Origin of the sequence: Rhodococcus sp. 4CII (genome assembly GCF_014256275.1) — a bacterium.
Taxonomy (GTDB): Bacteria; Actinomycetota; Actinomycetes; order Mycobacteriales; family Mycobacteriaceae; genus Rhodococcus_F; species Rhodococcus_F wratislaviensis_A.
Genome location: NZ_JACCFE010000004.1, coordinates 256,814 through 278,087 on the forward strand (window position 1 = coordinate 256,814; position 21,274 = coordinate 278,087).

Below are 21,274 nucleotides of genomic sequence, written 5' to 3' on the forward strand. Positions count from 1 at the left end.
TAACGTGAAAACGCCTCACGGTGGGGGACCGCCTGATCTGCGACATCTACGTCGATTCGTTCCGCCGCAGCCACGGACAAGACGTCATCGTGATCAAGAACGTCATCGCCGACCTGCACGGCACCGGCATGCAGACCACCTGGACCACCATGCTCGCCCGCACTCCGGACACGGCCCCACGTACGCGACCTCCGCGGCCGCAACCACCCGCTGCCCCAAACGGCCACTCTCCCTCCGGGTGTGCGGTGGTTCCCGCCGGTCGATTCAGGTGTTGAGCGTCGCTTCGAATGACGACCACTGGCTCCGTGATCGTTAGAGATCGCGATGAATTAACTTCGTTTTCGAGTGTGGTGAGGCTATCGTTGTGCTGTGGCGGATGCGGTGGACACTCTGGGCCGGCGTTTCGAGGCGATGCGTGCGCATTTGACGGAGCGGCAGCGCCGGTTGTGGCTGGGGACCGAGGCGGCACAACTCGGCCCCGGCGGGGTGGCCATCGTGGCCGCCGCGACGGGCGTGGCCGCCGACACCGTGCGCCGGGGACGCACCGAAGCCGAATCGATATCCGAAGCGCCGGTAGAACGTTCACGTAAACCCGGTGGCGGACGTAAACGCGCCGAAACGCACGAGCCCGAACTCGTGGCCGCACTCGAGGCGCTGATCGATCCCGACACGCGAGGGGACCCGGAGTCACCGCTGCGATGGACCTGTAAATCCACCCGCACACTCGCGCGCGCTTTGACCGAGAAGGGTTTTCAGGTCAGCGATTTCGTGGTCCGACGGCTGCTGAAGGAACTCGGCTACAGTCTGCAGGCCAACGCCAAGACCGCCGAGGGCGGCCAGCACCCCGACCGCGATGCCCAGTTCCGCTATCTGCACGATCGGACCGAGGAGCACATGGCCTCGTCGGATCCGGTGATCAGCGTGGACACCAAGAAGAAAGAGCGTGCGCCACGAGGCGCCTTGTCATATTCCTAGTTCAGCTGGGAGGAATTCGGAGGAAATATTCCTGGGTCTGATGGCTTACCTGGATCCGAAAGGTGAAGGGAACCGTAGCATGCCATTGAAGCAGCGACCGTGTCCAGGTATCAGGAGCGGGGTGCTGCGGGACCCGAGCGACATGGTGAAAGCGAAACTGCCTGAACCCCAATCCCCAGAAGACGCAACTTTTCGTCCGTCGGAAATGTACCTGAAACCGGCGCCGCATCGTGTATCGGAGTCAGCTCTTATCCGATACAGCCTCCGTGGTGCGGAGCGATTCCCAATGAGGGAATTCAAGGGGATGAACGGGGCACCTAAATCGCTCTATGACGTATGGCAAGGACGAACGTGGGATCGCCTAACGGGCACGCGCCATGTGCCCTATGGCGACAGAGGCTCAGTAGTAGTCGTGGGAGTAACGCCCCACCGAGGAGGACGGGAAAGCCGTCCACAGGGCCAAGTGGGCCAGGTGATCGGATACCCGAGGGCCGGGAGGTACGCGTGATGCGAGAAGCCGAAACGGTGCTGGGTGTCCTGCAGTCACTGGAGAGCCGTGATGCTCGGAAAGCGAGCACGTCCGGTTCGGGAGGGGGTCGTCGGGTCGGGTCCAGCTGCGCTGGCACCACGCCCGACGGCCTACCTCATTGGTCGGGCCATACAAGAACGGTGGACGGGAATGGTCCCCGGCCGGGCAGCCCGAGAAGGTCAAGGTCCACGACTTCATCGATCCCGCCCTCGGCAAAGCCAACCCGTACGGCGTCTACGACGTCGCCGCCGACGCCGGATGGGTCTCGGTGGGCACCGACCACGACACCGCGGCGTTCGCGGTGTCCACCATCGGCCGCTGGTGGGACGCGGTCGGGACCGATGCCTACCCGCAGGCCGGCCGACTGCTGATCTGCGCCGACGGCGGCGGATCGAATGGATACCGCACCCGGCAATGGAAGACCGAACTGGCCGCCCTCGCCGCGCGCACCGGGCTGACGATCACCGTCTGCCACCTGCCCCCGGGCACCAGCAAATGGAACAAAATCGAACACCGCTTGTTCTCCCACATCTCCATGAACTGGCGCGGACGCCCCCTGACCAGTCACGAAGTCATCGTCAACACCATCGCCGCCACCACCACCCGCACCGGGTTATCCGTGCGCGCCGAACTCGACACCACCGAATACCCCACCGGCATCAAGATCCCCGACCGCGACATGGCATCCCTGGCCGACACCGGAATCCTCACCCGCCACGACTTCCACGGCGAATGGAACTACACCCTCCACCCACACCCCGACACGCCCGAACCCGACTAACTTATTTCATCGCGGACCCTTAATCCCGATGCAGATGGGTGCAGCGAAGGAGCAGACGTTCGTGCTCGAGGACGAAGTCCGTCCCGTGGTCCGCATTCCGTGCCCTCCTGCCGATCCGCCGCCGCTCCGGCGAACGACTCGCCCGGACCGGTCACCGACCGACCGACCGGCCGGTGCGGGGCTGTGCGGCGCTCCCTGGTCGACGACAATCCGGAGCGACACTCCGAGGGTGAGGACCCGCGCGAATCCTCGTCGCTACCTGACGATCCGATCATCTGGCCCGACCCCAGCCCGCTCACCGACTGGGGGGACCGAGTACTCGGCCGGCCCTCGGCCACCTGAGGGCCCCGCGGACCCGCTCGCATGTTCGAGAGTCCAACGGCTGCTCACCGCACCCGATGTGATCGAACCGGAAACTGCCCCGCAGTGGAGGTCATTCGCCCCCTGTTGGCGGCCATCGGGGCGGACCATTATGGAGACAGGCATGACACTGCAGGAGGACCTCATGACGCACCAAAACGACCCTCTCGCGCACGCCCAGCACACGGCGCATGAGTGGCTGAAGGTTGTCGCCGAGCGGCTCGGGACCGAGGATCGCAACTACACCTACCGGGTGCTGCGGGCATGGTTGCATCTGGTTCGCGACCGACTCACCGTGGACAGTGCGGTGCATCTGGCCGCCCAGCTGCCCGAGTTGCTGCGCGGGGTCTATTTCGAGGGCTGGGTACCGAGCAAGGTGCCCATCCGTTACGACACCACCGGGTTCACCACCCTGTTCGCCTACGAAGGTGGCATCAGCCCGGCCGACGTCCCTGCCACCGCCGGTGCAATCTCCGCCGGGCTGGGTGCGCTGTTCTCGCCCGGGCAACTCGACCATGTGTTCGCGCAGATGCCGACCGGGCTCCGCGGCGAACTCGTGAACGGAACCCCCACTCCGGCCGCCGCGCCGCGATCCTCCGCCGAGCATCTCCGGCTGAACGCCCTCGAGGACAGGCTGCAGGCGCTGACCGATGCGGTTTCGGCATTGGCCCATGGCCTCGAAGAACTCCCGACGGAGGAACCGGCCGGTAGCCGGGCGGCAAGGGCGGCTCAGGAAGCGCACCGAATCCTCATGGTGGCGGGCACGGCCAAGAGATAGCCCGGCCTAATCTCGGCCTGCCGGCGAGAACCGGCGCGATGCCGAGCCCCAAGAGCAGGACCCGAGGGCGGCGGTCGGCGATCAATGCCCAGCGACCAGGAGTTTGGGACCGCGAGATGACCAGTTCGCGGTCCGAAATCGGATTCGCCCGAGGATCCCGGCTCAGACGAAGACTTCGGTGGACATGCAGAGTGCCGCACGGTCGGGAGGTGACGTTGTTCCAGCCGGCGGATGTGAGGAGACCCGCCGCCGTCTGGGTCTGGGCAACTGCGACCACGGTGCAGGACGCGCTGTCGAGTGCACTCGATGTGGCGATGACGACGATGCATCAGGAACACGGGGAAGTGGCCCACCCGATCAACACCTCGCACACCACCACCATCTGTTCCTCAGGCTCACGCTGCGCCCCATCATGCCTGCGCCTCTGGTCCCGACGCTCGCCACACTGATCGGCCCAGGCGGGGACGACTTGCTGGTCGGACTTCGCAGTTGAGTGGGTAGCGATGAGAACAACCGCTGTTGGGCGGTACGACGATCGGTCGTGACGCCAACTGTCTAACCACCCTTTCCGCCGAGCGGCCGCGGATGGCGGGCCCGCGAAGCGGGCACCGGCGGGATGGATGACGATGATGCGTATGCGGATGAAGTTTCACGAGCAGCTCGACGAGCTGACCGACCGGTTGGCGAGGATGTGTCACCTGGCGGGTGAGGCCATCGCGGTGGCCACCGAGGCCCTGGTAGGCGCCGACCTTCCGCTGGCCGAGCGGGTATTCGATCTCAACGAACAGATCGAGGAACTGCGCGTGCCGGCCGAGGAGCAGGCGATGGCGCTGCTGGCGCTGCAGGCACCGGTCGCGCGGGACCTACGCCAGGTCCTCACGGGGGTGTATCTGGTGTCGGATCTGAGCCGGATGGGTGGGCTGGCGCAACATGTGGCCGAAAGCGTGCGCCGCCGCCACCCCGAGCACGTCGCCTCCGGGGAGGCCGAACAGCTCCTCGCCCAGATGGGCCTGTCCGCGGCCGAGTCTGCCGGGGTTGCCGAACGGGTCCTCCGTACCCGAGATCCCGAGCAGGCCGCCGAACTCGCCAGACGAGACGACGAACTCGATGCCCTCAACCGTCAACTGCTCGACCTGATCCAAGACCCGGACTGGACGGGCAACATCCCGGAGGCCGTCGACATGACCCTGCTCGCCCGCTTCTACGAACGCTTCGGCGACCACACAGTCGAGGTCGGACGGAGGGTGATCTTCCTCGTGACCGGAGAACAGCTCCCCCAGTAGTTTCCCGCTGACGGAAGACCCTGGCCGGTGCTGTGGCCGCGCGCGGCTGATCATCGGATGAGGTCTGTCGCCGCTCCACTCCCCGGGACCACCCGGGAGTGTGCACTTCACTTCGTTTCCCCCATCGAAGACAGGGTGCATCCGGCCCCCCGCCTCCGATGACCCCCCGTTTCGCTGGCGGGGCACCCTCTGTGACCGTCCACCAGGCTGCTGCTGACAAAACCAAGCGTGTTGCGAGAACCGCTGGTTCTCCGGAGCACAGCCGACAACCTGGCGGCACATGTAGCCCAGATCGTGGCTGCGGTCAGCGAACCTCGGGTGCCTTCGTGACGATGATCTGGATCAGGTCGTCGAGGGCGGCGTCGTCGTCGCGCTCGACGACCCAGCGCAGCACCAGTCCGTCGAGTGCAGGCAGAGCGAAGCGTGCGACCTGGTCGACGGGGTGTGCCCGAGATGACCCCCGCCCGGTGTGCGGCCACTGAACGCGTACCCTTCGTCTCCGTCCGACTACACGGGCGAGAACGTATCCGTCGGTCCGTCGGAGTGCTGGGATCCGTTGCCGTCCGCCACGTCTCGACACGCCAGCCGTGCAGGAGCAGCGCCCGACGGCGAGCGGAGGAACACCCGACGGGGTAAGTTCTCCGCCTGTGGGCACATCCCTCGACGACACCAGGGCCGAGCGCACCGCGAGTCTGGTCGGTCACCACCACCGGGTTACCGACTTCTACGAGGTCGGCCGGGACAAGGTGTGCGAGTTCGCCACGTCGTTGTGGGATCGTCACCCTGCTCATCAGAGCGACGACGCCGCCCGAGCCCTGGGCTATGACGGGGCGATCGCCCCGCTGACCTTCGGCTCCATCGTGGCCATGATCGCCCAGCAATGCATGTTCGACGAGGTCGTGACCGGGTACGACCCGAGCGAGCTACTGCATACCGATCAACGCGTGCAGTTTCACCGGCCCATCGAGGTCGGCGACCGGCTGTACTGTGACGTGTTCTTGGACTCGTTCCGGCGGGCGGCGGGCAGCGACTTCCTCGTGATGAAGACGATCATCAGGGATCAGAACGACGCACCGGTGCAGACGATGTGGACAACGCTGGTGGCGTACGCGCCGAAACTACCCGGGTCGGTGACCCAAGCGCGCACGACCGGGCGTAGATAGACCAGCCGCGTGGCTGAGTTCTGGCGCGCTCGTTCGGGTCGGTGACCTGCTTGTGCAGCTCCGCGTGTGCATGCCGTGGCGTTGTCGTATGCGGGACTGTCTTGCGACGGTTGTTGTCAGGGGGAGAGCCGACGAACAGGGTGTAACGGATCGAGGACCGGTCAGCGGATATTCGCGCACCGGTTGGGCATGAGGAATCCGGAGGGTCGTGTGTCTCGACGAGCCCGTGCCACGCGAATCCGGTGGTTTCCTGCATCTGGTCACACACCTTCATCGGTTGTCACCGGGACGGCGTATCAGCGTGACGCGTCGGCCGCTCACGTATTCCATGTCGAGGATGAGGTGGTAGTCCCCGGGATGGGTCGACCACGGGACCGCGCTCTGGTCGTGGAATCTGGCCATGGTTTCCGCGAAGGACACGTATGTGGCTTTTCCCATGGCAGTCACGCTCCATCCGGTTCGGGTGATCAGATCGATGTCCCCTGCTTCGAACGCGAGGAACTCCCCGTCGAAGCGTTCGAACGTCTCGTCGTCGGTGGGGATGACGACGTCGCCCCCGATGGCGGCGAAGGTCACCGGACGCAGCGCCGGCAGCGCGTTGTCGGTGAAGACCATTCGACCGACCGGAACGGACCGCAGCAAGCGAATGCACTCGGCCACAGGGAGCGCCGAATCCGGGGCTGTCGTGGCCATGAGGGTCTCCTCAGCTCGACTGCCCGACCACTACAAAAATCAACTCACCCCGGGGTGTTGAAACAGAGGACAAGGTCACTTCGGCAAGCCAGTTCCCGAACTGGACGATGACCACACCCCCATGTGCTGGTACCGCCGGGGCTTTTGTGTCCGGTGTGACTCGTTCGGCACTGGATTTCCGCCGGGACACCTGTATGGGGTGTCTGCACCGCCTCGTTGCGCGGCTGACGGCTGCTTTCCCGCGCAACTCGACCTGGCGCCCGCGCTGCCGGTTGATCCTGATGCGGTCGCATCCACGGCCGGTCCGGTGCGTGTTCGGCTGTCCGGATAGCGGCGGTGGCGGTGGCCGACTCGGCGAACCGCTTTTCGTAAACCGGGCTGGCGCTTGTGCACGGCGTTCTGCGGTGATCCGGCATGGTGGGTGTCGGGTGCTGTTGTGGGTACACCACCTTCAGCGCCGTGGGCGTCGAGACCGTGCGCCGATCGAACACCGGCGGTGCCCCCGCCGCTGCGACGAGCGCGCTGGGCGCGGCGGCGGTGACCGTGGGCGACAGGAGCGGCCGGCTTCCCATGGTCGCCGGTGGTGAGGAGGAGCAGATGATCAAAAAGAAGCCCCCCGACCGGGAAGGCGTGCGGGACTGGCGGAAACCGGTGCGCGTGGACGGGCCCGCGGCCGCGACCGAGCCGGTGTGCCATCTGGTGGTGGGGTTCGACCGGTATCCCGCCAGCCATCAGGCGCTGTCCTTCGCCATGGGCCTCGCGGTCCCGCTCCACGCGTATCTGCATGTCGCCCACGTCGTCGACCTCGACGATTTTCCGGTCGAACCGGACCGCGACGATTGGGAACGGCGGATCGTCGAGACGGTCGAGCGGGAACGCACCGAGGCGTGCACCATGCTCGCAGCACTGCCCGGGAACTGGAGCTACTACTCCCACGAGGGCAACCCGGCGCACCTGTTGGCGACGATCGCCGACGCGAATGACGCCCTGATGATCATCATCGGCAGCGCACGGGGAGGGCTGGTGTCCGTCCTCGAGCGGGCGTTGGGGGAGTCGGTGTCCTCGCACCTGGTCCACCACGGCCGCCGTCCCGTGGTCCTGGTCCCCGAAACACGCGTCGACGCCGCGCCACCGGCGGCCGGGCCTTGAGTGAGATGCCACAGGCAGTTCCGGGCACCCGCACCGACCACCGGACAACGCCGCGAGTCCGTGATTCACCCGCGATCGGATCGACGTCGCCCCGCTGCGGGGCCGGGAGGGAGGGGCCAGCCGCGGGCGAGGCGGCATACGGCGCCGCGGAGGGTGTTGGTCTCCGCGGCCGCCCGCATCACCGGCAATCGGTCGAAGCCCGCTGATACGCGAAGCTGCACCGGCTCATGGCGTTTCGTCATCATTCGGACCTAGCGCCGATCGTGCGCCGGCGCGCCGGTGGGGAGTGGTCCTCGACGACGGCCGCCTCGTTTTCGTCGACGACCCGGACATCGATCGGCAGGTCGACTCGGAGGCCGCCCGCCGCCGGTAGCGAAACCCGGCCGCGAGCCGGCGACAACGATCCATACGGACCGGAGGATTGTCATCTTCTCCGCCGTGTTCCGGAGAATTGCCGCGATGGCGCCGGCGGCTCCGCCGCGAATCGGGGTGGCGGCGCCGATGGGCGTGCTCGTCGGGCATTACCAACGGCAGCATCGTGTGGTGATGTGGCACCGCGGTCGGTGCGGCTTCCGACTGCGGTGGCCGCGGTCCGCTCGTGAATTTGAGATCGCGGTATTCGGAAAGCCTGTGACGGTGTGATTCAGGGACTTGGCCCGGTAGGTCGCAGCGACTGCCGTGCGGTTGTCTGTTCCTGGTGTTCCCCGGTGCGCGCGTGGAAGGCTTGCGGTGGCGGGTGGTCGGTGCCGGCCGCCGGGGTAGGAGGTCACGATGGCATCCGTTCTGTCGAAGAACGCACTCGATGCACTCTGTGACACTCGGATTGAGAACACGCCCACGATCGGGGTGGAGGAGGAGTTCGTTCTCGTCGATCCGGTCACCGGCCGGCCGGATCTGGTCGGCACGACGGTGGCGGCGGCCGCCGCGGCCGTGGGCATCGATCTGCAACTGGAGCTGTCGAAGTGTCAGGTCGAAACCTGCACACCGGTCTGTGCGGGTGTGCCGGCGTTGCGTCGGGAACTGGGCAGGTCCCGGTTCGTGGCGGCGGAGGCGGCGGCGCGATCCGGGTCCCGGCTGCTGGCCGTGGGGGTCCCGCTGTGGTGTCCGCCGGCCGGGTCGGTGACCGACACGCCCCGGTATCAGCGGATGGCTCAGCGGTTCGGGGTGTTGGCCGAGCAGGTGATCTGTGGGTGCCACGTCCATGTCTGCGTGCCCGACCGGGAGGTCGCGGTGCAGGTCAGTAATCATCTGCGGCCGTGGTTGCCGACCCTGTTGGCGTTGACCGCGAACTCCCCGATCACCGGCGGCGCCGACACCGGGCACGCCAGTTGGCGGCACCTGCTGTGGGCGCGGTGGCCGAGCGCGGGACCACCCCCGTATTTTCGGTCGGCCCACCACTACGACGAGGTGGTGGCGATGCTGTGCGAGAGCGGCAGCATCCTCGACACGGCGATGGTCTACTGGGATGTGCGGTTGTCCGCGCATCTGCCCACGGTCGAGATCCGTATCAGCGACGTGCCCGCCACGGTCGGGGAAACGGTGCTGCTGGCCACGTTGATCCGGGCGCTGGTCACCACCGCCCTGGGTGCGGTGGCCGTCGGCCGCCCCGCGGACCCGATCGGCCGGGACCAGTTGCGGGCGGCGTGCTGGCGGGCGGCACGGGACGGCCTCGCGGGTTCGGGACTCGACCCCGGCACGCGGCGCCTGGTTCCGGCCACCCAACTCGTGGGTCAGCTGCTCATCCACGTCCGGCCGTGTCTGGAGGAATCCGGTGACTACGAACACACGCGTACGGCGGTGGCGGCGGTCCTGGCCGCCGGCAACGGTGCCGTCCGGCAGCGCCGCGCCCTGCGTACCGGGGGCCTGACCGGCGTCACCGAGATGGCCGCGCGCTGGACAACCGAGGGGTGCGGATCCACCGACCGCGACAACCGCGACCACCACGCGGTCGACCGATGAGAACGGAGATTCCGCCGGAATCAGGGAAGCCCCGTGGAGACGAGGTGCTGGAGAAGACGAAACGTGACCCACGATTTCGCAGGGTGACTGGCGTATGGGCGAAGATGCGACCCGACTGGATCGAACTGCTCTCCGACAATGAAACCCCGGAGTTGGCGGCGGTCGTGGGCGCGTGAGCCAACTTCCGATGGCCGAGCGCACGATGACTGCAAAGGACCTGGGCGAGATCAGCGAAAACGAGCTCGACGCCTACACCTCCGGTTGCCACTCGACGCCCTCTCCAGCGGCGTCCGGCTGGGCGTCGACCTCAACGCGATTCCCGCACCGGGAATTCGAAGTTAGTAGCGAGTATCCCCGTTGGTGGGAGGTCGTGGTGGGCTGTCGGGAACAGACGAATGTCACACGACTTTGTATCCGAGTTTGTCGGCGACGCCGGCGAGTCGGGTGGCGAGGGCCGGGTCGGTCAGCGCTCGTGAGGTGAGGGGAGCGGTCGGCATCGCGTCCTGCGCTCGGGAGAACAGGGCTGCGCAGAGGGCCCCGGTGAAGCGGCTGTTGTAGCTGATGCCGTCGAGATGAGGGAATGCGTCGACGATGGCGCGGGCCCACCTCTGGGTGTGGTCGTGTCCGGCGGTGGAGATGGCATAGGTTCCGCCGGCGCGGGTGGGCCAGTGGCCGGTGCTGTCGGTGGAGACGTCGAGGAGGTGCAGGGTGCGGGTGAAACGCAGGCCGGTCAAGTAGGGGATCTCGAATGCGCGGTCGATGGTCCGATCGTGTTGGAACGCTTCGCCGAGCGCGGCACCGGGGTTGGTTGCGCCGTACCAGACGCCGTGCGCGGGGTGATGTCCGCGCGGTTGCGGGTGGGGATCGAATCTCAGCACAGGCCCGAAGGTGCGGAACGCGTTCCACGCCAGGGTGTGCACGGCGGTGGTGCGGTGCACCCGCCACCAGGTTTCGGTCGTATCGCTGTGGCGGTATTCGTTCGGCCGGATTCCGATGGCGCGCAGTTCATCGGGCGACGGAGGTGGGGGGAGAGGGAGGATGGACATCCGTCAGGCGCTCGCCCATCTCTGTTGCTCCACGACGCAAGAGGCGGTCGCGATGTCGCCGCCCGAACGTAGCCAATGCAGTATGGATGCGGGCTTGCCCTCGTCGTCGCGGAGTTGGTCTTGCGGAGTGGTCAGGAGCCCTTCGACGGCCAGGGGGTGCAGCCCGGTGGGCAGGGCGGACAGGATCTTGTCCAGGCCGCGTACCAGGCCGGGTCGGGGTCCCTCGGGTTCGAACTGTAGTGCCGGGAAGAGCCATTTCCCCTGGTCCTTGAGCGCCCATAGCGTGCGGTCGGCTACGCGCTGCCGGATCCGCGACGGATCGACCTCGAGGAGGGCGCTGACCTCGGCCGATGTGCGTGCGGTGCTCAGCAGGCGGGTGTAGGCGGCGACGTTGTCGAGCATCTTTCGCCGGTAGGCGTCCTGGTCTTCGCCGAAGTCGGCGGCGTCGTACATCGCGGCCTCGGCAGCGGGAAGGGCCACCGAGGCTTGGTGGATGGTGGGGAGCGCGTCGAGGGCGCGTTCGATGTCGAGTCGGGCCATCTTGATGCCGAACTTCTCGCTGAGTAGTTGCTCGAGCGGCTGGGTGCCGCCACCGGTGTCTCGCGTCTCGATGTCCGCCGCCATGATCACCAACTCCTCTCGTTACCTAACAGTGTAGCCGTGCGTTAGAATCGGTGCACCCGGCCGGGCCAGGACGACGTGAACCACTGGATCTTCTCGCCCGCTGCATGGAGGGAAGCTCACCGGTGTCGGCCCGGCCTTCTCGCACCCGTGAGTTGAGGGTGGACCGCTGTGCCGGCGGAGCCCCTAAGGTCCGTCGCGATGTCGGTGAGTCGCTCACGTGAGGGACATGTCGTTACTGCTGGTCGAAGGGAGTATTGACCGCAGTAGTTCAGAGGTCCGCAGCCCCCGCAGCGCGGTCCGCAGACGTGTACAGGGGTCGGCGAGCACCTTCTCGGCGCCGGTGAGGGGGAGCGGGGGCAGGTCGGTGCGGATGCGGAGGAAGTACAGCACCGCTCCGCCCGACCGCGAGATCCCGATGGGGTCGGAGACCACGACAACCGGCGGGTGAATCCACTCGTCGTCGGCGGAGACGAAGACGAAGACGTCGCCCCGGACCAGGAAGGTGCGATCTCGGGCCGCTTTGACAAGCTCGACGTCTCGGTCGTGAGCACCGTCGAGAAGGTCCTCCCTAGCTGAGCCTGCGTCTCTGACGGCGTCCTGCACCCTACCTTCTGGGCGGGGGCAGTATGTGTGTGATGTGGCTGTGACCTGGTGTTCTGTTTTGTTGTGTGGGTGTGATGTGGGGGTGGGGTGTGGGTGCCGGCGATCTGTTGAGGGTTGGGCCTGGCGCCGGGGTGCGGGGAGGGTTTGGGTGTCGGTTTCGCCCGCTTTGAGGTGTTTTGAAAGATGTTGATCACCAACATATTTGGGTAATTAGTTGATAAGAAAGTAATTTTCATAATTAGTGCACAATCTGACGATGGGTGCCGGAGGCGAGTCTGCTGGGAGACCGGTGCCGTCGGGTGCCGTGGCGTGCGATTGGTGGTGTGGGGTCGGTGAAATGTTGTGCGTCGCGGCGGGAGGGTGAGTGGGTCGTGCTGGTGTCGGCGGGGGTGGGCTGTGTGGTGTTGGGTGGTGTGTCCGGTGTCGCGTTCCTGGTCGGGGTCGGTGCCATGACCGTGCCGGCGATGATCGTGGTCGCGGTGACCACTGCCGGATTCCTCACGGCGGGTGTGGTTTTGGTTGCTCGTGCGTACTCTCATCGACCGGAACGGCCGCCGGTGGATCGGCGTCGTTTCCGGCGTTCCCGCCGATCGGACGACGTAGACGCGGCGTGCGGGGCGCCGTCCCCGGTGAGCGTGGTCTTCGGGCCGCGGGTGCCGCGCGATGTCGGTATCGTCAGTGCCTGTGGGCAGCGAGGGGCAGCGGCGAGCCGATCGGGCGCTGGTCGCCGCCTACCACGAGGTCCGGCTGGGTGAGCTGATCGACTGTGTCGCAGCCGAGGTCGACCGTTTCCGGGCCGGTGAGGTGGACGCGTACACCATCGATGAGGCCCTGCACCACTATCACCTCGCGGCGAAGGAGCTGTGGACGTTCTGCCGGTCCGGGTCCGCCGCCCAGGTCGAGTTCACCGCACGTGCGTTGGAAAAGGCTCGGCCGACGGCGAGACGGTTCCTGTCCGCTGCGCTCCGCCTCGACGACGCGAGCGTCGGTGCGATCCTGGGACGGTGACGGCCTGCCGCCGTAGTGTGGTCAGCGCCGCTCGCTCCCAGATCTCGGGCGGTCTCGACCCCGCCGGCCGGTACACATTGCGACTCGCGATTGGCCGGCGGGGCGGGGACGAGCAGGCCACGGTTGTGGCCGCTGTCCAGCACGTGGTGTGATCCGCAGCAGGCCGCAGCTCGTGGGAGGGTCAGGGTCGCTGGTTGCAGGGTGTGGGAGTCGGTGCTGCGTGCGCGGAGCCAGGTCTCGATCGTGGGGTCGATCCATCTGAGGATGACGAGGAGTTCGTCGTGGAGGGCGGCGATGTCTTTTGCCGGTGTCTCCGATCGCGGGTCCGTGGATGGGTTCGTGGTGGGCGATGCGGTTGCGCAGGGTGTTGAGGTGGTTGTAGACGTCGCTGCGCCGGCGCGGCGTTTGGTGTGGGTAGGCGTGCCGCAGGCTCGGTGTCCAGAGTGTTGCCTCGTATGACCTCGAATGGAGGAAGCGCCAGAACCCGAACATCAGCTCGGCGACGACGCGGCCTTCGGTTTCGTGCCGCTGTCCTCGTGTTGCTCTGGTGCGGGCTTTGGTGACGTCTTCCGCTGACCGCGTGGACAGTGCGGGGTGCCGGTACCAGGGGACGGTCGAGTTCTGCCTGGCAGCCCACCGTCGGAGCTGGTGGTGGCAGGCGTTGCGCAGGATGACTTCGAAGTAGCTGAAGTCCGCGAAGAGTGCGGCGCTGACCTGGGTGTTCCACTCGTACAGGTCGAGAGCGCGATCGATGTTTCCGCCCGCAGCGCGCAGGTAGGGAGCCAGCCTTTCGCTGGTCAGCCCGATTGCTCGCGGAGCGCGGTGAGGATGCGGGTGAGGATGCGGGAGACCTGCATCTGGGAGACGCCGACTCGGTGGGCGATCTCCGTTTGTGTCAGGGAGCCGAAGAACCGCAGCAGCAGCACCCGCCGATCGAGCGGCGAGAGCTTCTCCCGCGCGTCGTGTACGGCGGCATGGCTTTCGACGTGGGCCAGTTCGGGATCGTCCGTACAGAGCGTGTCGGTCAGCGGGAGGTAGTCGGGGTCGTCGAGGGTGCGGTCCATCGACAGGGTCCTGGTATGCGTTCGCCGCGAGCAGTCCGTCGGAGCCCTCGCGGATGTCGAGGCACAGTTCGGCGCGATCTCGCTTGCGGACGGGGACCGTCCCAGTTCCTGGGAGAGCGTGTTGACCGTCGTGGTGATCAGTGCGTGCAGTTCCTGGAGGTGGCGCGGCACGCGCATCGACCAGCCGGTGTCGCGGAAATGGCGGCGGACCTCGCCCATGATGGTCGGTACCGCGTATGCGGCGAGCGAAATCGTCGCCGCGGCCGGGGTCGAACCGGTCGACGGCCTTGACCAGACCCAGTCGGGCGACCTGCACCAGGGCTTCGTGCGACTCGCCGCGGCCCCCGAATCGGAGGGCGATGTCGTCGGCGAGGGAAGGCGCCGGGTAATCACCTCCCCGCGGCCTGCCGCCTCGGCCGACCCGGCGACCGACTCGGCGAGGCAGTGCAGCCGTCCCAGGGCTGCCGCGACCCCCCGGTAGTCGTCTCGCCCGGCGCGTGGCAGGGTCAGGGGTCCGGTCTGGTTGCGCGGGCATCGTCGTGTTGTGCGGGCATCGGCGGTGTTACCTGGGCCCCGGTGTTTGACGAACTCGATCGTCACGTCCCGGCCGGTTTCCTGCGCGTGGCAGGGCCGGGGAGAAACGGACCGGGCGTCGGTGAGCGTTTCGAGGACGTGCCAGCCGAAGCCGCGCTGGTTCGGCACACCGCCGCAGCTGACGCACCCGTCGATCGAGATCAGGAGCCCGGATTCGATGGCAGCTCGGCGCCGGCCGGTGCGGCGGCGATCACTTCCGAGCACACCTGGTCCACGGCGAGCGTGATGTCGGCGACCTCGTCGAGGGTAAATCGTTCAGAACGGCGAGGGTTCTCGTCACCGCCCGCACCACCGGCAGTTGAGCGAACTCGGCCGCGACACGAAGTGCCGTCGGCGCGGCCTCTGTGGTCGTGCGCTGCCGGATCTGGTCGAATTCGGCCATGGGCACTTCACCTCGGTGGGTCCCGGGTTTTCCGGATATCGGCAGCGTACCCGGGGCGGCGGAACGCAACCGCGGTAGAAGGAGGCCGCGGACGTTGTGGCGTCCGATCAGGTCCCGGCCTCGGTGTTGCGGGCGGGCGGGTAGCGCAGGAAGAACCGGGTGACCATCGGGGCGGCTGGAACGGTACCGGCCATACGGCTGCGACTCGGTGTGGCGGGTGCTGACCGACTCTCGCCGCTACATGTGGGCGTCCTGGTGCGATTCCCGGCGTGACCTGCACGGTCCGACGATGGGGCCACCGGAGACCCGATGCCTCGAGAATTGCTGCGGCGACGAGCTCCTGCGGTGGGAGGTTCACGCCCGAGGTGCCGGAAAATCCATCCTGATCTTCACCCACGCCTGCCCCAGTCGTGAGCGTGGAATCACCCGGCTGGGGTTGTGGCTCACCGAAATCGACATGCTGACCGACATTCTGGCGGGCCGCGGCGTTACCGACTGCCACCCAGATGGATCATCGCCACCGGCCCCCTTGCCGAGGAGAAGGAACGGACACGTCGAATAGGTACTTGGTATCCGGAGCCGGTCACAAACTGGTGGGCCGCTCCCTCGAGGTGAGCGCGATGATCAATCCGTACTATCCGCTGGTGGTAGTGCTGTATATCATTTTGGCGGTTTGGCAGGGCAATCTGGGAATCTGGTGATCCGCCAGTCTGCTCGCCGCGAGAGCGAACTCCGCCCGGGTGTGTGCAGCCGGGGTCTTCGGTGTCAGCCGAAGGCGCGGCGGCAGCGTTCGATCGTGCGCTGGACTCGCTGTCACGGACGTGAGACCAGACAGCGTGCATGCATCACACCTTGCTTGTGCTCAGCACTCATCGCCCATCATGCGTGCTTCACTCACGCGCTCAATAGCATTGCAGTGTAACAATATTCATTTCAACCCTATTGAATTCCATTGCACTGCAGCATGTATGGTGACTGGCATGCGGCAGTCGACCGACCCATGATGGTTCCACCCGACCGTTTCCGCATGAAACACCACACTGGTCCTCCGCACGTTCCTGAGTACCCGACAACAACGGAGTTCCGGCGAATCTGGTGCGACACCTACCGGCAACTCACGGGCGACCTCTGGGACGCCGTAGTCGGCGCGCGGAGGGGGCGGGCATACCCGAGCACATCATCTACGACACCATGTGAAAACACATGAATGACGGCAGGCCAGCCCCCGTGCCGCCCCCCTTGGAATGCTGCGCACGGACTCTTCAAACGCATCACACCGAGGGCTTGGCACCCCCCAAAGCTGGCCTACCATGCCCAAACATACTGTCTGCCTGGGCTTTGTGGGAAGGGTTCACGAAAGATACTTCAGGCTCGGTCGGTGCCCTTGGTGCGCTGGCGACGCTCGAATCGTTCACGCTGCAGATCGAGAAGGGCGGCAGTCTCGGCATCGACACGCTGATGTCGGCGCGCGATCGTGACGCGGACCCGAGCGCTACGGCGGCGCATGTCGTCTGCTCGTGCGGCCGCGTACTCGTCACCGAGCAGGATGGCGGCGGCGTGATCGCAGGTGATGAGTAACTGCTCGTAGGCGAGGCGCGTCGGTGCGCGCTCGTCCAGCATGGCTATCCCGACGTCCTCGACCAACTGCAACGGAATGCGAGCCAGCCGGTAATTGAGCCGCAGGAGGGCCATCGAGAGGGAGCCTATTGTCACCGACGGATCGTAACCCGACCGCAATGTCCTGCGGACGAACTGTGGACAAACCTGCGGATGGGCATGGACAGCGATCGACCCCCTTGGTTTGCTGCCCCTCGTTGCAGGAGGGGTCAACTTGCAGCCGGGGATCGATCATGTGACTACTCAGTCAAGAAGGCTTATGAAGGCTTATCCATCCGATCACCTCTTCTCGTGTGAATCGGCAATTCCTCACGACCCAAGTTTATCGCCGCTGGCTACGCCGGGCACCGGCAAAGCCGATCCCGGCGCAGGTGATCGGAGGCAGCCAGGCCGGGGCCGACACTTTGGGGGGACGTTCAGACGCCCACGTTCAGGCCGAACATGACGTGCAGCCAATGCACAAACGCTTGGAACGCCAGGTTGAAGTCGATTCCAGCGGAACCCATTGTGATCACCTCTTCGAGTGACTAATCGCAGGTCGGGGCGCTGATGTTTCACGCGGTCAACCCACCAGCGGCCGATACTCGCGCAGGCTCAGCAGTTGCCGCACGTACTCCATCTCCGCCAGCTTGGTGACGTCGTCCAGCTTGGCCAACTCGGCGGGGCTGGCCGTCGCGAGGTCGAGTCGCATCAACTCTGCGACCCACTCCCGGATCTCTTGATGGATCACGCCGATCACCACCTAGTCGAGATTTGACCGGATCTCGATCTCGCCGAGCCTCACGTCGACACCGGCTTTGCGGGCCTCCGCGATCCGATCGATCAGTGCATAGGCGAAGTGGTAGTAGTCGATCTGCGAGGTTGCACTGTCGGGGTTCGCGGTGTCGGCGACGAGGAAATTGCTCAAGTTGGCGTGGGCTTGGTTCACGGCCTTGATGGCTGCAGATTCCAGTTCGACGGTCGCCGCCTTGGCGGCGCATCGCTCCGACAGTCGGGTTTCGGCCTGGAGCAGAGCGGCACGGAGGACGGGAGCGACGCGCTCTATGACACTGTCGGGTGGCGGCGGGATGTCGTCGTCGGTAGTGCTCATGGTTGGTTATTCTCCTCTCCACGAGCACCCTGTCGTCACCCCTTTCACCGGAATGTCGTCAGTGAAGGGGTGACGTCAGCGTGTGATGTGGAGCGACCAGATCCCAGTGGTGTGGACGAAGTGACATCGGCGGGGTCGGGGCGGGGTTTGCGGATTTCTCTGGGCGTCATCGCGGGTCTGTTGCTGGGGTTTTTCTGTTATCTGCCGGCGGTGATGCTGTGGCAGCACTACGGCGATGTTCCGCGGCCGCGGGTGTATCCGCATGGGTCGTTCATCTCGTTCGGGTCGGATCCGCCGTCGGCCTCGTATTGGGTGAGCTGGGCGGGACCAGCGGTTGTGGTGGTGGCGTGCGGGTTGGTGTCGGTTCCGTGGCGGCCCGCCCGGCAGTTCGCTCTGCCGTTGGTGGGCGCGTTTCGTGCCGATGGCGGCGCTGGTGGCGTGGTTCATGATCGGAATGGGACTGTTCTTCACCCCCGACTGAAACGTACTGCTGTTCGGGTTGTTCGAGGGCGCCGATGATGCGGTCGTGGACCGGAGGTTTCGAGGCTCTGGCCGACGGTGCTGACGCCTGGTCCGAGGGGTGTGGCCGGATTTCTGTATCCGGGTGGGTTCCATGGCCTCGGATAGGGTGCGGTGAGGACGTCGACGGTGTTGGCTGGGCATGTCTTGGCCGGGTGGTGGGGGTGTGGTTGTGTCGGTTGTGCGGATCAATGATGTTGAGCCGGAGGGTGAGTCCGGGGTGGGGTCGGCGGTGTCGTTGTTGCAGCGGGTGCTGTTGCCGCGTGCGGGTGAGTCGTCGGATGTGCGGTCGTTGTATCTGCTCGAATCAGGCAGTGTCGGTCGGGTGCATGCGGTGTCGCGGACCGCCGCCCTGGTTTCCGCGGGTGCCGAGGTGAGTTTCGCGACGTATTTCAACGCGTTCAATGCCGGGTATTGGCGCCGGTGGACGGTGTTGGAGTCGGTGGTGTTGCGGGTCGAGGTGGTCGGCGAGTGCGGGGTGCAGGTGTACCGGTCGAAGGCGGACGGCACCCGGATCGCGGTGGCATCGGCGGACATCCCGGGCGACGGGTCCGGCCGGGGTGTGGTCGACATCGACATCAATTTGGCGCCGTTCGAGGACGGCGGCTGGATCTGGTTCGACATCACCGCTGCCACTGGTGACGTGCGGATCGACGCGGCCGGCTGGTACGCGCCGATCCCGGCTCCCGGCGACGGGGACACCGGTCGGGTGACGGTGGGCATTCCGACGTTCAACCGTCCCGCCGATGCCGTCAGTGCTTTGCGTGCGTTGGCGTCGGACCCGCTCGTGGCGGCCGCGGTGGATGCGGTGTTGATGGTGGATCAGGGCACCCGCCAGGTGCGCGACGATCCCGGTTTCGCCGCAGCGGTGACCGCGTTGGGGGAGAAGTTTCAGCTGTTCCGGCAGGGCAACCTCGGCGGTTCGGGCGGCTACTCGAGGATCATGTACGAGGCACTGGCCCGCACCGATAGCCCGTACATCTTGTTCATGGACGACGACATTGCCATCGAGCCGGATTCGATCCTGCGGGCGCTGGCGGTGTCCCGGTTCGCCAAGGCGCCGATGCTGGTCGGCGGTCAGATGCTCAACCTGCAGGAACGCGCGCACCTCCACACGATGGGTGAGGCGGTCGATCAGTCGACGTTCATGTGGACTGCTGCCCCGTTTTCCGGGTACGACCACGATTTCGCCGCCCACCCGCTCACGGACGCCGAGCATTCCCGAGATCTGCATCGGGTGGTCGACGTCGACTTCAACGGGTGGTGGATGTGCATGATTCCCCGGGTCTGCGCCCAGCAGATCGGGCAGCCGTTGCCGTTGTTCATCAAGTGGGACGACGTGGAATACGGGCTCCGCGCCCGAGCCGCCGGCTTCCCGACCGTCAGCATGCCCGGGGTGGCGGTCTGGCACATGGCCTGGAGCGATAAGGACGACGCGATCGACTGGCAGGCGTACTTTCATCTCCGCAATCGCCTGGTCGTGGCGGCCCTGCACCAGTCCGGCGGGCAGCGGGCGATGATCCGTTCGAGTCTGAAGGCGGTGGTCAAACATCTGCTGTGCCTGGAGTACTCCACGGTGGCGATTCAGTGCGAGGCGATTCGGGATTTCCTGGCCGGGCCCGAGCAGCTGTTCGAGCTGCTGCCGTCGGCGTTGCCGAAGGTCGCCGCGCTGCGGGCCGGCTATCCGGATGCGGTGGTGCTCGAGTCGGCGACCGCACTGCCCCGTGCCAGCGGCGATACCCTCCGGTCGGGAGCCCGGGCCCCGACAGGGCTCGGGAAGATCGCGAGCCTGGCCGCGGCGGCGGCGAACAACCTCCGCCCAATCGACATCCGGCATCATCAGGTCCCGCAGGCGAACTATTCACCGACCGAGGCGCGCTGGTTCCGTCTCGGTCGTGTCGATGGTGTCACCGTGACCACTGCAGACGGCCGCGGCGTTGTTTACCGGCAGCGCGATCGCGAGACCGCCCGGGCACTGTTGCGCGACTCCCTCACTCTGCATCGTCGACTCGACCAGGAGTTCCCGCGGCTTCGACAGCGCTACCGCGCGGCGGCCGCCGAGTTGGCGGGAAACACGAGATGGGCGCAGGTTTTCGGCGATGAGGACGCTGTTGACTCCTCGAAGCCGACAACATCCGATACGAGGCACCGACGAGCCCGAGGGTGATATCGCTGCACATCCTTTGTAATTGCGCAGTGTGTCGGCAGCGATCGGAGGCTTCTTGAAGGGCGAGTTCAGGTTCGGGCAGGGCCTGGTGCGGGCGTTGCTGCGGGATCAGCATCCGGATCTGGCGGACCTCGATCTCCGAGACGTCGACGGGGGTTGGGATAACCAGCAATGGCGACTCGGGGAGGAGCTGGCCGTACGCTTGCCGCGCACCGAGCGCGCGCCTGCTCTGCTGCGCACAGAGCAGACGTGGCTGCCGGTGTTGGCGAACCGCCTGCCGCTGCCCACGCCCACCCCGGTGCGTGTCGGCACACCTTCGGGCCTGTTCGAGCACACCTTCGGGCCTGTTCGAGCACACCTGGACGATCGCGCGCTGGGTCGAGGGGGAGCCGGCCGATCACGCGCCGGTCACACGTGTCGATGCGGCGGAGGTCCTCGCCGGGTTCCTTGGTGCGCTGCACGTGCAGGCGCCCGCCGACGCGCCGGCCAACCCGACGCGCCGGCCAACCCGGCGCGGGGCATTCCTTTGGCCGGGTTGTGGGAAGGGGCCGAGGTCGGTCGCGTGGTCGTTGCCGACCACGCGACCGCGGAGGGTGCGCGGGAGGTGTGGGAGGAGGCTGTAGCGGCGCCGGTTTGGCAGCGCGCGCCGTTGTGGCTGCACGGTGACGTGCATCGGGCGAACGTGGTCGTCCGGGACGGGATGCTTGCTGGGGTGATCGACTTCGGTGAGATGTGCGCGGGCGATCCCGCGACCGATCTTTCCGCCGCCTGGATCCTGTTGCCGGCCGGCGCGGCGGGGCGGTTCTTCGACGCCTATGGGCGGGCCGACGGAGCGACCGTCACCCAGGGCGCGTGGTTGGGCGGTGCTGCGTGCCCTGGGCTTGATCGGG

17 protein-coding genes and 3 pseudogenes are annotated in these 21,274 nt (G+C 66.5%); 10 read left to right on the forward strand and 10 right to left on the reverse strand.

Annotated features, from left to right (window positions below; all coding sequences use genetic code 11):
- Positions 1-369: 369 nt before the first annotated feature.
- The 4 genes and pseudogenes from H0B43_RS39505 to phoU all read left to right on the forward strand — a co-directional run bounded on the left by H0B43_RS39505 (position 370) and on the right by phoU (position 4,706).
- On the forward strand, positions 370-975 hold the full coding sequence (locus H0B43_RS39505; RefSeq protein ID WP_185723527.1) for an ISAzo13 family transposase: 606 nt from the start codon (positions 370-372) through the stop codon (positions 973-975).
- A 647-nt stretch (positions 976-1,622) separates the two neighbouring features.
- Positions 1,623-2,285 (forward strand): annotated as a pseudogene (locus tag H0B43_RS39510) (ISAzo13 family transposase); the annotation flags it as partial.
- Between the two features lie 484 nt (positions 2,286-2,769).
- Entirely contained in the window at positions 2,770-3,423 is a 654-nt protein-coding gene (locus tag H0B43_RS39515) for a DUF2267 domain-containing protein (protein ID WP_005566905.1), read from the forward strand.
- A gap of 635 nt (positions 3,424-4,058) precedes the next feature.
- On the forward strand, positions 4,059-4,706 hold the full coding sequence (gene phoU, locus H0B43_RS39520; protein WP_005566906.1) for a phosphate signaling complex protein PhoU: 648 nt from the start codon (positions 4,059-4,061) through the stop codon (positions 4,704-4,706).
- Between the two features lie 304 nt (positions 4,707-5,010).
- On the opposite strand, the pseudogene H0B43_RS39525 reads toward phoU, so the two are convergent.
- Positions 5,011-5,179, reverse strand: a pseudogene (locus tag H0B43_RS39525) (TetR/AcrR family transcriptional regulator); the annotation flags it as partial.
- Positions 5,180-5,353: 174 nt separating this feature from the next.
- On the opposite strand from H0B43_RS39525, the gene hadA reads away from it, so the two are divergent.
- The gene (gene hadA, locus H0B43_RS39530) at positions 5,354-5,869 is read left to right on the forward strand and encodes a (3R)-hydroxyacyl-ACP dehydratase subunit HadA (RefSeq protein ID WP_005566907.1); all 516 of its coding nucleotides are present in this window, start codon (positions 5,354-5,356) and stop codon (positions 5,867-5,869) included.
- A gap of 270 nt (positions 5,870-6,139) precedes the next feature.
- Here the strand turns inward: hadA and H0B43_RS39535 are convergent, their stop codons facing one another.
- Complete coding sequence (locus tag H0B43_RS39535) at positions 6,140-6,562, reverse strand: pyridoxamine 5'-phosphate oxidase family protein (RefSeq protein ID WP_005563156.1); 423 nt, start codon at positions 6,560-6,562, stop codon at positions 6,140-6,142.
- A 597-nt stretch (positions 6,563-7,159) separates the two neighbouring features.
- On the opposite strand from H0B43_RS39535, the gene H0B43_RS39540 reads away from it, so the two are divergent.
- Positions 7,160-7,711 (forward strand): universal stress protein, encoded by a 552-nt coding sequence (locus tag H0B43_RS39540; protein WP_043788059.1) that lies wholly within the window; start codon positions 7,160-7,162, stop codon positions 7,709-7,711.
- Positions 7,712-8,482: 771 nt separating this feature from the next.
- Complete coding sequence (locus tag H0B43_RS39545) at positions 8,483-9,670, forward strand: glutamate--cysteine ligase (RefSeq protein WP_005563161.1); 1,188 nt, start codon at positions 8,483-8,485, stop codon at positions 9,668-9,670.
- A gap of 398 nt (positions 9,671-10,068) precedes the next feature.
- On the opposite strand, the gene H0B43_RS39550 is transcribed toward H0B43_RS39545, so the two are convergent.
- The 3 genes from H0B43_RS39550 to H0B43_RS42345 all read right to left on the reverse strand — a co-directional run bounded on the left by H0B43_RS39550 (position 10,069) and on the right by H0B43_RS42345 (position 11,943).
- Positions 10,069-10,716, reverse strand: a complete 648-nt coding sequence (locus tag H0B43_RS39550) for an RES family NAD+ phosphorylase (RefSeq protein ID WP_005563163.1) — start codon at positions 10,714-10,716, stop codon at positions 10,069-10,071.
- 3 nt (positions 10,717-10,719) lie between these two features.
- Positions 10,720-11,340, reverse strand: coding sequence for a hypothetical protein (locus H0B43_RS39555; protein WP_063885181.1), 621 nt, complete (start codon positions 11,338-11,340; stop codon positions 10,720-10,722).
- Positions 11,341-11,553: 213 nt separating this feature from the next.
- On the reverse strand, positions 11,554-11,943 hold the full coding sequence (locus H0B43_RS42345) for a hypothetical protein (RefSeq protein WP_005563169.1): 390 nt from the start codon (positions 11,941-11,943) through the stop codon (positions 11,554-11,556).
- A gap of 663 nt (positions 11,944-12,606) precedes the next feature.
- Between H0B43_RS42345 and H0B43_RS39565 the strand changes: the two genes are divergently transcribed.
- Positions 12,607-12,951, forward strand: a complete 345-nt coding sequence (locus tag H0B43_RS39565; RefSeq protein ID WP_213016572.1) for a hypothetical protein — start codon at positions 12,607-12,609, stop codon at positions 12,949-12,951.
- 797 nt (positions 12,952-13,748) lie between these two features.
- Here the strand turns inward: H0B43_RS39565 and H0B43_RS39570 are convergent.
- The 5 genes and pseudogenes from H0B43_RS39570 to H0B43_RS39585 form a co-directional block, all read right to left on the reverse strand.
- On the reverse strand, positions 13,749-14,234 hold the full coding sequence (locus H0B43_RS39570; protein WP_252189602.1) for a sigma-70 family RNA polymerase sigma factor: 486 nt from the start codon (positions 14,232-14,234) through the stop codon (positions 13,749-13,751).
- 82 nt (positions 14,235-14,316) lie between these two features.
- Positions 14,317-14,550: pseudogene (locus tag H0B43_RS42350) on the reverse strand (hypothetical protein); the annotation flags it as partial.
- A gap of 1,806 nt (positions 14,551-16,356) precedes the next feature.
- On the reverse strand, positions 16,357-16,683 hold the full coding sequence (locus H0B43_RS39575) for a hypothetical protein (RefSeq protein ID WP_005566058.1): 327 nt from the start codon (positions 16,681-16,683) through the stop codon (positions 16,357-16,359).
- Positions 16,684-17,170: 487 nt separating this feature from the next.
- Positions 17,171-17,338: a hypothetical protein gene (locus H0B43_RS39580; protein ID WP_185723528.1), complete on the reverse strand. Its 168-nt coding sequence runs from the start codon at positions 17,336-17,338 to the stop codon at positions 17,171-17,173.
- Positions 17,339-17,350: 12 nt separating this feature from the next.
- Positions 17,351-17,698 carry a hypothetical protein gene (locus tag H0B43_RS39585; RefSeq protein ID WP_005572199.1) on the reverse strand — a complete coding sequence of 116 codons (348 nt, stop codon included), beginning with the start codon at positions 17,696-17,698 and terminating at the stop codon, positions 17,351-17,353.
- Positions 17,699-18,389: 691 nt separating this feature from the next.
- Here H0B43_RS39585 and H0B43_RS39590 point away from each other — a divergent pair.
- Both H0B43_RS39590 and H0B43_RS39595 read left to right on the forward strand, forming a co-directional pair.
- On the forward strand, positions 18,390-20,384 hold the full coding sequence (locus H0B43_RS39590; RefSeq protein WP_082320796.1) for a glycosyltransferase: 1,995 nt from the start codon (positions 18,390-18,392) through the stop codon (positions 20,382-20,384).
- Between the two features lie 88 nt (positions 20,385-20,472).
- Positions 20,473-21,274, forward strand: an 802-nt coding sequence (locus tag H0B43_RS39595) for a phosphotransferase (protein ID WP_312037660.1), incomplete at its 3' end; no start/stop codon positions are given.

Excerpts from the sequence above, each read along its gene's own strand:
- H0B43_RS39570 (WP_252189602.1), bottom strand. The coding sequence starts at position 14,234 with ATGGGCGAGGTCCGCCGCCATTTCCGCGACACCGGCTGGTCGATGCGC.
- H0B43_RS39575 (WP_005566058.1), bottom strand. The coding sequence starts at position 16,683 with ATGGCCCTCCTGCGGCTCAATTACCGGCTGGCTCGCATTCCGTTGCAG.
- H0B43_RS39515 (WP_005566905.1), top strand. The coding sequence starts at position 2,770 with ATGACACTGCAGGAGGACCTCATGACGCACCAAAACGACCCTCTCGCG.
- H0B43_RS39550 (WP_005563163.1), bottom strand. The coding sequence starts at position 10,716 with ATGTCCATCCTCCCTCTCCCCCCACCTCCGTCGCCCGATGAACTGCGC.
- H0B43_RS39555 (WP_063885181.1), bottom strand. The coding sequence starts at position 11,340 with ATGGCGGCGGACATCGAGACGCGAGACACCGGTGGCGGCACCCAGCCG.
- H0B43_RS39545 (WP_005563161.1), top strand. The coding sequence starts at position 8,483 with ATGGCATCCGTTCTGTCGAAGAACGCACTCGATGCACTCTGTGACACT.
- H0B43_RS39565 (WP_213016572.1), top strand. The coding sequence starts at position 12,607 with ATGTCGGTATCGTCAGTGCCTGTGGGCAGCGAGGGGCAGCGGCGAGCC.
- phoU (WP_005566906.1), top strand. The coding sequence starts at position 4,059 with ATGCGGATGAAGTTTCACGAGCAGCTCGACGAGCTGACCGACCGGTTG.
- H0B43_RS39585 (WP_005572199.1), bottom strand. The coding sequence starts at position 17,698 with ATGAGCACTACCGACGACGACATCCCGCCGCCACCCGACAGTGTCATA.
- H0B43_RS39540 (WP_043788059.1), top strand. The coding sequence starts at position 7,160 with ATGATCAAAAAGAAGCCCCCCGACCGGGAAGGCGTGCGGGACTGGCGG.
- H0B43_RS39535 (WP_005563156.1), bottom strand. The coding sequence starts at position 6,562 with ATGGCCACGACAGCCCCGGATTCGGCGCTCCCTGTGGCCGAGTGCATT.